The sequence below is a fragment of the Desulfatiferula olefinivorans genome, assembly GCF_054657895.1.
The window spans coordinates 74,288-87,725 of sequence record NZ_BAAHXV010000004.1; the positions used below are offsets into that span (position 1 = coordinate 74,288).

Sequence of the window (13,438 nt, forward strand, 5' to 3'; positions counted from 1 at the left end):
GGTTTCAGGCCGGACCAAGAATTTTTTTGGCTTCCTCATGAATGGAACGCCTGAGAGACTCGGGCTCGAGGACGTCGGCCCCGGCGCCCCAGCTGAGGAGCCAGAACCGGATTTCGTCGCTGCCTTCGACCTCGGCTTCGAACAAAATGGAGCCGTCCGGGTTGTCGGTGATGCGCTGGCTTTCGTGCCACTTTTTCTCCCGGATGTACCCGGCCACCTCGGGCGCGAAGCGGACTTTGACCCGCAGCACGTCGCCCTTGAACACCCCGAAGCTGGCTTTCATGAATTCTTCGGCGGTGAAGTCGTCGGGTTTTTCGAAGGTCTCTTCGGTGACCTCCGGACGGCTGATCCGGTCCACCGCGAAGATCCGCACGGCCTTGCGCACCGTGCAGTAAGCGATCAGGTAAAAGGAGTCGTCGAAAAACCATATGGTGTAAGGCGCCACGATCCGGGTGCTTCGGGAATTCCGGCTCATGGTGTGGTAGGAGATGGATAGATAGTGCCGGCTGTTCAGGGCCCCGTTGATGATGTCCAGGGTTTCCGTAAGGCCCCCCTGTTCCTTATAAGGCCGGTGACCGATCTGAACGTTGGCTTCCAGGTCGCTCAGGTAGCCGAGCAGTTCATCGGGCAGGGAGGTCTTGATTTTGTGGAACAGGGATTTCAGCGAACTGTAGAACACCGTGTGTTTGAGCACCTTGAGCATGTCCCGGGCCAGATAAAGGGACATTAGCTCGGTGAGGGTCATGGGAATGGGCATGTTACCCCGGGCCGAATCCATGATGGTCCACACATTCCGGCCGTCCACCGTTTCGAAATAAATGGGGAATCCCCCCGCCTGGAGAGCCTCCAGATCCCGGTATACGGTTCTCGGGTGGCAGTCCAGCTCCAATTCCTCGACCAGTTCGTTGACCGTTTTTCCCTGATGGGCCGTCATCAGGGTCTGGATGACCTTCCACTGACGTCCCAACTGATCGCCTCGCGCCATATTCTCGCTCCTCGAATGGATGTGTGATGTCCGCCAGTGTAATGCGCCTCTACGGTCAGGTCCAGAAAAATGTGAAATGCAATACACAGTTGGTCGGGATGATTACACGGTGTTGTGTGGACGGAGATGTGGTTATTTTTTAACTATTTGAAAAAACGAATGATATTTAAATTGATTTGTGGCATTTCACGGCATGTTAATTGCAAAGCCTCAAGTCGGCAATGCCGGTATGAACGAAATTCAATAATCACAAAAACAGGAAGGAGTAAACGCAGATGAAGCATTTTTTATTTTTTTTAATCATTGCAGGGGCCGTTATGATCGGTCACGGTACGGCAAACGCGATTGTTTTTTCAGGAACGGCAATGGGCGAATGGACCGATGTCAGCTCAAACGATGAAAGCGACAGATATAGTGTCTCCAATAATGATAACGGCGGTACGGCACGGTTTAACTGGGGTATTCCTGCAACCACGGATTTTGACAATCAGTTTTCCTTTGACGGTGTGGGAAGTGATCCCGGAGAGGCCGGTTGGACAACGGATTCGGACACCGGCGATTATTTTAGCGTGGGTCAGTTTTCATACCGCAACGGCAGCACGACAAATTCCACCGGCATCACAGGCGTCACCCTGGATCTGACCTTGAGGATCACCGATCCTACCAGCATGGACAATGAGTTCCTGTTTGATTTCAGTATCACCAATACGCCGAACACGACCGGAAATCCCGTGGAAGACGGTGATTTCGTGTCCACCATCAATTCATTTTCAAACACTGTTTTTACCTACGACGGTATTGATTACACCCTGGAATTGCTGGGCTTTTCAGATGATTTTGGCGAAACGATCCGTCAGGATTTCAGCAGTCCCGAAGGCGGCATGGCGTTCGCCGGCATTTATGCCCGAATCACGTCGGATATTCCCGATGCAGCTCCGGTGCCCGAGCCTGCAACCATGCTGCTTTTGGGCTCAGGGCTTTTGGGCCTTGTGGGTTTCGGACGAAAGAAACGAAAAAACTAACGGTCCTGCTTAGATTTTTAAGCGCGGCAGTTATCAGTATTGAAAACGGTAATCTTCGGTTAAGGGGGTTACCGTTTTTTTATGCACTCATGATTCGGTTAAACGCTTTTTATCAGATGCCCCGTCAGACCTTCGTCCCGGACCCCGTCGAGCTCTACCGTCTGAAGCGTGTTGAATAAATTGTCCGGGCCGTCGATGAACACGGTGGCGTAGTTGCCGGTGAGGCCTTTGAGCCGGCCGCTTTTCCGGTCCCGCCGGGTTTCGATGAGCACCTCAGAGCGGGTCCCGGCCAATGATTCGAGAAAGGCCTGTTTCTTGGCGACGCCCAGGGCCCGGAGCCGTTCGGTCCGCTGTTTGACGATGTCTGCGGGTACCGGATCGGGAAAGGAAGCCGCCGGGGTCCGGGGACGGGGTGAAAAGGGAAAGACGTGCAGGTACATGATCGAAAGGGAATCGATCAGATCGTACGTGTTGGCGAAGGCCTGCTCCGTTTCGCCGGGAAAGCCGATGAGGGTGTCCACCCCGATGGCCGCATGGGGAATCCGGGTGGTGATGGCCGTGACCCGGTCCCGGAACAGCTCCCGGTCGTAGGGCCGGTGCATGCGTTTAAGAATGGTGTCGTCGCCGCTTTGAAGGGGAATGTGGACGTGGGGGCAGAAAAGATCCGAGGCGGCGAGAAGGTCGATGATCTCGTCGCTGATTTCCGCAGGTTCGATGGAGCCGATCCGGATTCGGGGAAGGGGGCGCTCGGTCTCGATGCGCCGGAGCAGGTCGGCGAAGGTCTGTGCCGGGGAAAGATCAAGCCCCCAGTGGCCGATGTGGATGCCGGTCAGGACCGCTTCCTTGTAACCGGCCCGCCCCAGGTCGTGGAGACGTCTTACCGCCTCGTCCGGTTCCATGCTCCGACTCCGTCCCCGGGTATGGGGAACGATGCAGTAGGTGCAGAAGGCGTTGCAGCCGTCCTGGATTTTCAGAAAGGGCCGGGTCCTGCTTCCGGCCACCGTTACGTCGATGGCCGAAAACCGCGTCTCCTTGCAGCTCGTGTCGCAGTCCGCCGAGACCAGGAGTCTGGAATGGGGCGATGCGGCGTCCATGTCTGCGAGGATCAGGTCGGGAATCAGGTGCTTTTCCCGGTGGCTGATGATGCGGTGGACGCCCTCGATTTTGCTGATCTCTGAGGCTTCGGTCTGGGCGTAGCAGCCGGTGACGATGATCCGGGCCCGGGGACAGTTTCGGATGATGTTCCGGATGGTCTGGCGAGACTGCATGGAGGCCTTGCCGGTGACCGTGCAGGTGTTGATGATGCAGACATCGGCCTCCCGGCCCTTGCCGGTGCGGGTCCAGCCCTTGCGGGAGAGGGCCAGGCCGATGGCTTCCGTTTCGAACTGGTTGACCTTGCAGCCCAGGGTGGTGATCATGAAGGTGGTCATGGCAAACTCCTTGAGGGCCTCACGCAATCCATCCTCCGCCCAGCACCTCGTCTCCGTCGTAGAACACCGCCCCCTGGCCAGGGGTGACGGACATCACCGGTTCGTGAAAACGGACGATCACGGCGGAGGGGCCGTCAGCCGTCAGGGTGGCTGCGGTTCCGGGATGGGCATACCGGATCCGGACGGTCAGGTCGGCCGGGAACGAGGGGGTGCGGCCGATGAACGTCACGTCCGTCACACGGCAGTGATCGCGGAACAACGCTTCTTTGGGGCCCACGATCAGGGTGCAGGACTCCGTGTCAAGGCCGGTCACATAATAGGGATACGCCGCCGGGCAGTTGATGCCCCGCCGCTGGCCGATGGTGAAGCCGGATAATCCCTGATGCCGTCCGATGGTTTTCCCGTCCACGGTGACAATGGGGCCGGGAGATGCCGCGAAACCGGGTCGGGAGGATAGAAATTCCTTGTAATCTCCGGTAATGAAGCAGATATCCTGGCTCTCTTTGGCGGATACGGGGGCAAGCCCCATGGCCTCTGCTTCACGGCGGATGTCGTCCTTGCTGGTTTCCCCCAGGGGGAAGAGGGCGCGTTTCAATTGTTCCTGATTCAGAAAAGCCAGAAAATAGGCCTGGTCCTTGGCGGGGTCCAGCCCCCGGTGAAGATGGACCGTCTGATCGGCGTCAGTCCGGGTCCGCACATAATGACCCGTGGCAATTCGGCCGATGCCCAGGTTCCCTGCGGCCTCGAGCAGCACGCCGAATTTGATCCGGGGGTTGCAGCGCAGGCAGGGGTTGGGGGTTCGGCCTTTCCGGTATTCATCGACAAAATAGTTGACCACGTGTTGCTCAAAGGTGTCGGACAGATCGATCACATGGATGGGAATATCGAGCTGGTCGGCAATGCGGGCCATGGCGGCCCGGGCTTCGTCGGGTCGGGCAAGGGCACCGTAACCGGTGACAAAATGGATGCCGGTGACCCGGTATCCCTCGCGGATCAGAAGGTGGGCTGAAAACAGGGAATCAATGCCGCCGCTGACGGCGACGGCCACACGCGTACTCATCAGAAAAACTGTTCGTCCTTGGGATTGACCTTCATCGCCCGGGTCGGACAGGTGAGCACGCACAGTTCGCAGGCGTTGCATTTTTTCTGATCAAATTCCACGCTCATTTCAGGACGCTTGATCCACAGAGCCCCGGTGGGGCAGACCGCCGTACAGGCCCCGCACTGGGTGCAGTTCTCCATCACGCGGATCACCTCCTGGGCCGCGTTCTGGACCTTGACGCCCCGGCTTTTGAGAAAGTCTACGCCTTTTTTGAAGTTCGATTTGGTGCCCGACAGTTCAAGGACCATCACCCCTTCCTGGCGGGGAAAAATGCTGGCATGCTGGATGGCAAAGGTCAGGTTGAAGTCCTTGGCCAGATAGCAGACCACCGGGTCACTGATGGTTTCCTTGGGGAAACGGAGCATTAAAATTCTTGAATACACAGAAAAACCTCCAGCCGGTATAGGGGTTGGGCTAAAAAAAGCACTTTATCCCTAATACCCGGCCCTGTCAATCGTGACGGCTTCGTAAAACGTCCGATATCTGTGTTACGCTTCATCGATCCCCGTTGGCGGCCCGGATGATCCGCTCGCCGATCTTTTCGGCGGACAGGCCGAACAGGTCGTCCATCCTGAGCAGCTCCAGGTGTTTGTCGTCCCAGTTGACGCCGCCTTCCTGGACGATGTTCCGGATGCGCTCGTGCTTGCCGCCCAGGGCCTTGACCTTGGTGAACAGGGGGAGCCGCTCTTCCTTGAAGGTCACGTTGACCGACAGGATGTATTCGATGACACTGGCAGTTTTCGACATGATGGGAATGGACAGGATGTTCCGCTCGTCCTTGAGCCCTTTGCCGATAAAGACGTTTCCTTCGCGCACGATGATGCTCTTGGTTCCCTTGAGCCGGTGGTCCGTTTCCACCCGTGAGGGGATGGTTTTAAAAACCCCTTCCTTCCGGATCACGTCGATGGTGGTCTGGGGACCGGCCTGCCCCAAAAGGCTCAGGTTGTTGATCTTGTACATGACCAGGCCGGCGATGCCCGCAATGACGCCCTGGAGGTTGCGCAGCACCAGGATGTTCGAGCTGGTCAGCTGGGACAGGGCCACGCCCAGGCGGTTCAGGGTTTCGAACAGGAGCCCTTCGACCTTTTCGCTGATGCGGCTGGTGCCGACGGTGACGGTCTTGGCCTGGTGTTTGATGGCGTCGATGGGCCTTGCCATGCTGTTGATGGATTCGTTCATGCACTCGAACAGGGCGTCTAACATGTTGAGCGGCGTGCCCTTGATGGCGAAGTCGGTTTCGAAGTCCGACACCGGCAGTTTGCCGGACAGGTATTTGAGGATCAGGGTCAAATCCGAGGCCGTGTTGAATCCGATGACGGCGGGCAGGGTCTTTTCCCGGCGGCGGCGCCGGAATTCGTTGTAGAAGCTGGTGATTTTCTCCCTGAACTTGTTCTCGAGAAAGACCTCGTAAACGTTGAGGCCCTTCTGGGCGTAATCGTCGATGATGGCGGCCAGTTCCTCGCGCTGGGTGAACATGAACCGGGACCCCTCGTTGATGGCAAGGGCCGCGTAGTATCCCCAGATGTGACCGGCCAGGGTGTTGACCAGGGGCGCGAAATGCTCCCGCACCGCCGGGACGCGGAACACGCTTTTGGCGTAGGCGTCGAACCGCGTCTCGCCCTCGCTTGTGATAACGATGGGCAGCGCCTTGTGGGCGTGGAAGATCGCCGTGTCCTTGATGATGTCTCCGAGCACGCTTTCCCGGGTTCCCGCCGCGCAGACGATGATCAGGGGTTCCGACGAGAGATCGATGTGTTTTTTGTCTTCGACGAAATCAGACGAAATGGTTTTGTAGCACAGTTCGCTGAGCTTGATGCGGATCTCGTCGGACGAGGCCTTGTTGGCACCGCTTCCCACGGCGGCCCAGTAAGTTTTTTGAACGGCGTAGGTGAGCGCCGATTCCCGGATCTGCTCCCGGAGCGAAAGCACCTGTTTCATGATCCGGGGCAGGGTGAGGATGTGGGCGATTTCATCGGACACGAAGGCCTCGTCCCGCTTGCCGGTCAGGGCGGCGATGTGGAGACTTAAGAGGGATCCGGCCACGATTTGTGAATAGAAGGCCTTGGTCGAGGCCACGGACATTTCGATGTCCCTTCCGCTGCTGGTGTAGATCACCCCCTTTACCTTGAAGGTCAGGTCCGAATCCCGCCGGTTGACGATGGCCAGGGTGTGGGCGCCCCGTTCCCGGACCATGTCCACGGCCAGGTTGGTGTCCGTGGTGGTGCCGGACTGGCTGATGGCGATGACCAGGGTGTCTTCCATGCTGGTCGGCCCGTCCTGGTCTTTCATCATGAACCCGGAAAATTCCGAAGCCTTGAGTGCGGTGATCTGGACGGCGGGATCGTGGATGTAGTGGTTCATGATGCCCGCGCAGGCCAGGGCCGCCACGCCGGCCGTACCCTGGCCCACCAGGAAGACACGGCGGATCCGGTTTTCCCTGAAGGCCGAGACGATGGACGGCGGCACCACGGTCTCGCCCAGGCTGGTCACATAGCGTTCCGTGTCGCCGTCTTGTTTGATTTTCCAGCGGTTGCGGATGGTTTTTTCCACAGACAGCGGTGATTCGCTGATTTCCTTGAGAAAATAGTGGGGGAAATCCTGGCGGTCGATGTCCCGGGAGGTGATCTGGGTGGTTTTGACATCGGCATCGGTGAGGTCGATGGGGGTGCCGTCGTAGTACATGGCCTCGATGCCGGACACCAGGGACGTGTCGTCATGGGCGTTCTGGTCGAGGATGAACACCTGGCCCTGGGTTTTTCCGTTGACGCCGTCGACGATCTTTTCACCGTCCATTTTGATGAAAAAAGGCGTTTCCTCGACGAAACCGTAAACTTCCGAGGCGGAAATGAAATGGTCCTTGGCAAGACCCACGAACACGGCCTGGCCGCTGCCCCGCTGGGCCAGAAAGAGTTTTCCCGGGGCGAGGTCCGTGTGCATGGCGATGGCATGGGACCCTTCGAAGTCGTTGAGGGCCTTTAAAAAGGCGTCTTTGACGGGAAGCCCGCTTTTCAGGTACCGCTCGATCTGCATGGGGATGATCTTGGTATCCGTGGTGATTTCGGCCTGGAGCTTGTCGTAGCGGTCTTCGTATTCGTCCTTGAGTTTGCGGTAGTTGTCGATGTCTCCGTTGAGACAGACGTGGATGATCCCGCTTTTTTCCGTGCGGCAGCCGGTGGTTTCGTTGTCCACGGGGTGACAGTTGGCTTCGGTGATGGCGCCCACCGAGGCCCATCGGGTGTGAGCCGATACCGTATGATTCGTCACGGGGCAGCCCGAAAGGGTCTGGAGCATGGTGTCTCCGGCGATGCGACGGCGCAGGAAATGGACATTGTCTCCTAGGCTTCCGATTTCGGCGGCCACCTTGTAGGCGAAGGTGATGGTGACATGGCTGCCGTCGGCCGAATCGGCGATGCTGATGCCGTTGTTCAGAAGGACATCACGATTGGTCCGGGCCTTGAGCTGGCCGTAGAGGGCGCCGTCGATCAGTCTGCGGCGGTAGGCCTCGAATTCATCTTTGGTCAGGGTGAACAGCAGGGAAATGCCCGCCGAATCCCGCCCCCGGACCTCCAGGCGGTCGATGGCGTTCAAGACCGTGTTGATTTTTTTGAATATCCGGACGCTCGACTCGGAGATCTTGCCGTGTACCGGCTGGATCAGGTCACGGACCTTGGTGAGGTTGGCGCCGATCTCCTGTTTGAGGCACCAGTGACTGTCCAGAAGGCATTCAATGCGGTCGGCAAGGATGTCCGCATCCGACGGGGCCAGGATGCCGGCATGGCGCTCCATGGCCTGCCTTTCGGCGCTGATCAGGGTGTCCAGCCGTTCGGCCAGGGCTCCCAGGGCCGACGAGAGGGCGTCATCGAAAAACAGGGCCGTAAAGGCCTCATCCCGGTTGAGTTCCCGGGCGGCTTCCCGGAAATCCCGGACCAGGTCCTCTCCGCCCAGGTAGTGGGTGGACAGGGACAGTTCCTGTTTGGTACAGGCCGGGTAATCATGGTTTCCGACAGCGTCCAGCATGGCCGACAGGGCCGTCATGTCAACGGGATGGGCAAGGGGTGCCGTCCGGTGGTAGGTGACGAGGCCGGAAAGGCCGCAATGGAGCAAAAGGGGCCGGTAGGGCAGAACGACAAGGCAGTCCCGGTTCGGAAGGGGCCTGCCCAGACACAGGGGCAGATTGAAAAAACGGGTGACGCGTTCGATGAGGTTCTGACAAACAGGTATGTGTGATGTCATGATGGAATCGATATCCTTGTGGGTTGAACCGAAAGGGTACTCCGGCTGTCGGGTTTAAGGCCGCATCGCGGCCCCAAGGCATGGTTTAACGGGTTTTGTATGACGGCGGCTCCTGATCGTGCCGGGCCAGGAGTTGCTTGGTGTCGTTTTTGGCAAACCGGTTTCCGAAATAGCGTTTCATGACCATGCGGGCGTAGTTGCAGGCCTTGGTTCCGATGTACTTTTCATGGCCAACCAGAACGGACAGGGCCAGTTGTTCCCCCCCGTCTTTTTCCTCGGCAAAGCCCACGAACCAGTCGAGGCGAACTTCACGGTCCTTGCTGAAGATCGACCCTGTTTTACCGCCGATGGTCAGTCTGCACAGAACCGGATCCTTGCGGTAGCCCCGGAAACTCTTGCTGCCTGTTCCCCGACTGATGGTGGTGGCCATGAGGGTTTTGAGCACATCGGTGGTTTCCGATCGGACGGCGCGATTGAGCGGCTGGGCCGAGCCCTGATAGACCACCTTGCCCGTTTCATCGGTGATCTGATCGATGATGGTCGGTGAGATCAGACGTCCTTCGTTGAGGATGGCCCCCGAAAGCAGGGCACCGTGAAGGGGCGATATCAGGGTGTTTCGGTTGAATCCGCAGGCGATTTCCGCCCACTGGTAAGGGTCGTCGGTCAGGCTGACGGCACTCTGGGGCAGGGGCGCTTCGAAGTCGATGGGGCGGTTGAAGCCGAAGGCCAGGGCGTATTTTTCAAGACCGTCCTTGCCGAGTTGGATGGAGCCCAGTTTGCCGAACACGGGGTTGACCGACTGGGCGAAGGAGTCGGCGAAGCTGATCTTGTTGGTGTATCGGTTGGTGCTTTCCTTGAGTTGCCGACGGTAGAGGGTGTATTTGTCGCCGTTGAATTTCATGCGGGACTGTGGGGTGATTCCGCATTCCTCCACGGCCGCCGCCGCCGTGACGATCTTGAAGATGCTGGCCGCCGGGTAGCCGGTGGAGAGGCAGGGGTCAACGGCCTCGTTGCCGGAATCGAACCCGGCCATGGACAGGATTTTGCCGGTGGCGGGGTCCATGGCCACGATGGCCACGTAGCGGGGTTTGCCCCGGGTGCGTTTCCGGGCCCGTTCGAACTGGTCGAGAATGAAGTTCTGGAGATCGGTGTCGATGGAGGTATCGATATGGAGGACGGTGTCGCCTGAGGTCAATTCGAAGCTTTTGTCCCGGATGTTGGAAAGGGGGCGAGTCCGGATCAGGTCACGGACCTCGTTTTTGCTGATGGTGGGATCTTCCGGGACAGGGGCGGGGACGGGCTCCATGCCCCGGAGCGAGCCCAGGGCCTGGACGCCCAGGGCCAGGCCGTACAAAACGGCCACCATGACGGCGGCAAAACCCATCAGCCGGGGAAGGCGCTGGAGCAGCCGTTGCCGGGCCTCCTGCTTTCTCATGTCCCGCTGCAGGGACCGCCAGCTCTGTGATTCACGAAAGCCCATCGCGTATAATATCGAATAATATCAGTTAATATTAAAAACTAAGCGTTTGGAAATATTGCTTAAAAAACGAGTTGAACCGGAGCCCGAAATTACTGCATTTATGGACCATATATTATGGAAAGTCAATAAAAATCATGCGTTTCAGCGTTTTGGGGGTAGACCTGCCCCCGGTCGGAGGGACGGGGCAGGTCGTCATGGGTCGTCGGCTCGTCTGAACAACGTGGCGGAAATTCTTCCGGGCAGGGTTATTTTTTCCGTGTGATACGATGAACGATGCGTCCGTTCCGGTCGATAAGCCGGACCGTCAGGTCCTCGGCCGTCACCGTGCACAGGGAAAAACCCGAGGCGGCCCCGGCAAAGACCTGGCCGTCTTCGGGCACCATGGGGCGGAACTCCGCCGCCGAGGCGTTGACCAGATAGTCCACGTCGGAGTCAGGGACCCTGAGATGCTGAAAATTGTGGATGTGGCCTCCGACATAAAGATCGACGGCGTGCCGGTCGAGCAACGGCTGGAGCCGCTGCTGAAGGTCCAGACGTTCGGACAAGGCCTTGGTCGTTCCCCCATGGACCGGATGATGACCCATGACGATTTTCCATGCGGACGGGGCGGCCGAAAGGGTCTCGTCGATAAAGGCCAGCTGGCGGGTGATGGACTGCTCGCCTGTGTCGCCGTAGTCCGGGTCGTCACGGTATTTGTCGATGAGGGGGGTGGTGTCGATGAAGACCAGAAGGAGCGAGGCGTCATGATCGATCCGGAAGGTTTTGGCATAATACCGTCCGGGCATCTGCCACCGCATGCTGACGGTTGAGTAATCGATGACGGCCCGGGTGTTTCCCTTGCTTTCATGATTGCCCAGAACCGGGTACCAGGGAATCATCAGCTCGGGGTGGCTGTAGATCGTTTCGAAATTGGTCATCCACAGGGGATCATGGATGGACCGGACTCCCATGAAATGATGAACGTCACCCAGGGCGGCGATGAATTCCGGATCGGTGAGGGCCGCCACCTGTCCCATCATCTCTGCCACGGGTTTCTGGTCATAGTACCCGTTGCGACCCAGATCGCTGACGATCATGTAGGTCAGGGAGTTTTTCAGGTGGCCCAGGGCCTCGAACTCAGCTGCGTCCACAGGCGCCGGAGAGGTGCCTGTAAGGGCGGTTGCCACAGGGACGGACCCACACGGGGTAAGCAGGAAAACGAGAAGGACAAAACGACAGATGAACGATTTCATCATCACTCCTTTGAAGTCAGAGGCAGGTTGGGATCAGCTTCCGGCCTGGCTGGCGATCAGTTCGTCGACCACGGCCAGGCTTCCCTGGGCCCAGGTTTTGACATCACGGCTGCGGGCCGCCCTGGCAAAGGACCGTTTGGCCTGCTTCCAGTGCTTGAGATCCATGGCGCAGAACCCGGCCATCAGATTGGCCTTGCCGTGTTCCGGGTCACGGCGAAGCACCTGCTCGAAGGCCCGGGATGCTTCTTCCACACGCCGGGCCTGGTAAAGGTACTGGCCCTTTTTCAAAAAAAGGTCGATGCCGGGAGCCTGGTCGATGGCCGTCTGGATCAGGGATACGGCCTCGTCGTAGCGAAGTGCCCTGGCGTAGAGATCGGCCAGAATGGTGAGCCTCTCGGGTGTCACGGTCCCGCTGTACGCTTTTTTCAGACAGTCCGCCGCTTTGAGCGGTGCATGGATATAACGGTAAAGATCGGCCAGGTTCTCCCAGTCCCGGGTATCCTGGGGGCCGATGTGTCCGGCGATATCCAGGGCCGCCGCCGCCTGTTCGAACTGGTTGAGGTCCATGTGGATCTGGGCCATCAGGCGCCAGTTGTCCCCTTTGTCCGGCTGGTGTTCGAGCAGGCGGGTTACGGTTTTTTTCGCATCGTCGAGTTTTTTCGATCGGATCTGGACATGGGCCAGAAGGGTCAGCCATTCGACACGGGGCGAGGGGCTTTCCGTAATCAGCATCGTCAGGGTTTTTTCAGCCAGGGGAAGGTTTTCGGCCTGCCAGTATGCCGATGCCGCCTGGAACAGCAGACCCGGCTCCGGCTGCATGCCGGATTGCCGCTTCAGCCCATGGGCGAGGGAAAACCATCGGCCCGCCTCGTCGAATCGCCCGGCCCGGTAAGCGGCCACGGCGGCACTGACCGTCAGGTCCACGTGCCCCGGATGTCGGGTCAGCCCCTGGGTGTAGGTTGAAAGGGCCTGCTCCGGATGGTCCTGGACCATCAGGACATACCCTTTCATCAGGAAGATTTCCGGAGGGTGAGCCGACTGATCGTTCAGGTAACCGTCAAGGGCCGACAGGGCTTTATCGGTCTGTCCGGCATCCAGGGACTGTTGGGCCAGGAACAGGGCGTTTTTCGCCATGCGGGGCAGGGGGTCTCCGGCGGATGCAACATTCTGGGAGAGCAGCACCCCCATCAGCAGCACCGGCATCAGGTGTGTGAGTTTTATGACAATCGACGGCATGGATCGTGTCCTCCTTTTGATTATGCGTCTTGCTACAATTCAAACCGGATGGGCAGGGTGACCCGGCTGTCCACCGGATTCCCCCGGTATGTTCCGGGTTCGAAGCGCCATTTGCCCACCGCGTCCACGGCCTTCTGGTCAAAGATCCCCGGCGGAGTGGCGTCGACCACACGGATATCGGTCACCTGGCCGTTTCGGGTGACCACGAACTGGACGACCACCTTGCCCTCGATCCCCTTTCTCCGGGCGTCGTGGGGATACACCGGTTCGATCTGGCTGACCAGTCTGGGTTTTTTGTCCAGTTCGTTCAGGTGAAACACCGAATCGAGACCGGCCATGCGGGGTGGGGCCACCACCGCCATGCCGGGGCCCTTGCCGCCGGCCACATCGAAGTCCGGGGTGTCGAGGTCAAGATCCGGCATGGGCGGCGGGGGCTGGTCCCGGTCACTGAGGGCGGCCTCATCGGGCAGGCGCCGGATCTCCTCATCGTCGGGTTTGGCTTGTTTGCGGGCCTGTTCGGGCTCGTCGATCAGCCGGGGTTTCTCCATGGTCACCACGGTGGCCGGATCACCCGGATCACGGATGCTTTTTTCCGTTTCAGCCAGAAACGGGATCAGGGCGAACAGCACAAGGTTGATCGCAAGGGTCGACAGCACGATGAGAACCGGGCGGGCCAGGGGCCGGAGGCGTCCATCCAGCAATAAGGAAAGGCTCATAA

The 13,438-nt window shown here is 58.9% G+C and carries 10 protein-coding genes; 1 reads left to right on the forward strand and 9 read right to left on the reverse strand.

The genetic code is table 11. The features are described from left to right. Positions 1-4 precede the first annotated feature (4 nt). Entirely contained in the window at positions 5-985 is a 981-nt protein-coding gene (locus ACYQ11_RS04605) for a helix-turn-helix transcriptional regulator (protein WP_459922574.1), read from the reverse strand. 365 nt (positions 986-1,350) lie between these two features. Between ACYQ11_RS04605 and ACYQ11_RS04610 the strand changes: the two genes are divergently transcribed. After that, the gene (locus ACYQ11_RS04610) at positions 1,351-2,007 is read left to right on the forward strand and encodes a choice-of-anchor K domain-containing protein (protein WP_459922575.1); all 657 of its coding nucleotides are present in this window, start codon (positions 1,351-1,353) and stop codon (positions 2,005-2,007) included. A 98-nt stretch (positions 2,008-2,105) separates the two neighbouring features. Here the strand turns inward: ACYQ11_RS04610 and mtaB are convergent, their stop codons facing one another. The 8 genes from mtaB to ACYQ11_RS04650 form a co-directional block, all read right to left on the reverse strand. Beyond that, positions 2,106-3,437, reverse strand: a complete 1,332-nt coding sequence (gene mtaB, locus ACYQ11_RS04615; protein ID WP_459922576.1) for a tRNA (N(6)-L-threonylcarbamoyladenosine(37)-C(2))-methylthiotransferase MtaB — start codon at positions 3,435-3,437, stop codon at positions 2,106-2,108. 19 nt (positions 3,438-3,456) lie between these two features. Next, a complete protein-coding gene (gene mnmA / locus ACYQ11_RS04620; RefSeq protein ID WP_459922577.1) occupies positions 3,457-4,497 on the reverse strand; it encodes a tRNA 2-thiouridine(34) synthase MnmA in 1,041 nt (346 codons plus the stop codon). Next, positions 4,497-4,922 (reverse strand): NIL domain-containing protein, encoded by a 426-nt coding sequence (locus tag ACYQ11_RS04625; protein ID WP_459922578.1) that lies wholly within the window; start codon positions 4,920-4,922, stop codon positions 4,497-4,499. Before ACYQ11_RS04625 ends, mnmA begins: the two co-directional genes overlap by 1 nt. A gap of 112 nt (positions 4,923-5,034) precedes the next feature. Next, positions 5,035-8,772: an SIS domain-containing protein gene (locus ACYQ11_RS04630; RefSeq protein WP_459922579.1), complete on the reverse strand. Its 3,738-nt coding sequence runs from the start codon at positions 8,770-8,772 to the stop codon at positions 5,035-5,037. Positions 8,773-8,857: 85 nt separating this feature from the next. Next, positions 8,858-10,252 (reverse strand): penicillin-binding transpeptidase domain-containing protein, encoded by a 1,395-nt coding sequence (locus tag ACYQ11_RS04635; RefSeq protein ID WP_459922580.1) that lies wholly within the window; start codon positions 10,250-10,252, stop codon positions 8,858-8,860. A 245-nt stretch (positions 10,253-10,497) separates the two neighbouring features. Beyond that, positions 10,498-11,418: a metallophosphoesterase gene (locus ACYQ11_RS04640; RefSeq protein WP_459922581.1), complete on the reverse strand. Its 921-nt coding sequence runs from the start codon at positions 11,416-11,418 to the stop codon at positions 10,498-10,500. 99 nt (positions 11,419-11,517) lie between these two features. After that, positions 11,518-12,720: a tetratricopeptide repeat protein gene (locus tag ACYQ11_RS04645; protein WP_459922582.1), complete on the reverse strand. Its 1,203-nt coding sequence runs from the start codon at positions 12,718-12,720 to the stop codon at positions 11,518-11,520. A gap of 32 nt (positions 12,721-12,752) precedes the next feature. Continuing rightward, positions 12,753-13,436, reverse strand: a complete 684-nt coding sequence (locus tag ACYQ11_RS04650; protein ID WP_459922583.1) for an energy transducer TonB — start codon at positions 13,434-13,436, stop codon at positions 12,753-12,755. Positions 13,437-13,438: the final 2 nt, after the last annotated feature.

Excerpts from the sequence above, each read along its gene's own strand:
- ACYQ11_RS04635 (WP_459922580.1), bottom strand. The coding sequence starts at position 10,252 with ATGGGCTTTCGTGAATCACAGAGCTGGCGGTCCCTGCAGCGGGACATG.
- ACYQ11_RS04650 (WP_459922583.1), bottom strand. The coding sequence starts at position 13,436 with ATGAGCCTTTCCTTATTGCTGGATGGACGCCTCCGGCCCCTGGCCCGC.
- mtaB (WP_459922576.1), bottom strand. The coding sequence starts at position 3,437 with ATGACCACCTTCATGATCACCACCCTGGGCTGCAAGGTCAACCAGTTC.
- ACYQ11_RS04645 (WP_459922582.1), bottom strand. The coding sequence starts at position 12,720 with ATGCCGTCGATTGTCATAAAACTCACACACCTGATGCCGGTGCTGCTG.
- ACYQ11_RS04610 (WP_459922575.1), top strand. The coding sequence starts at position 1,351 with ATGGGCGAATGGACCGATGTCAGCTCAAACGATGAAAGCGACAGATAT.
- ACYQ11_RS04605 (WP_459922574.1), bottom strand. The coding sequence starts at position 985 with ATGGCGCGAGGCGATCAGTTGGGACGTCAGTGGAAGGTCATCCAGACC.
- mnmA (WP_459922577.1), bottom strand. The coding sequence starts at position 4,497 with ATGAGTACGCGTGTGGCCGTCGCCGTCAGCGGCGGCATTGATTCCCTG.
- ACYQ11_RS04630 (WP_459922579.1), bottom strand. The coding sequence starts at position 8,772 with ATGACATCACACATACCTGTTTGTCAGAACCTCATCGAACGCGTCACC.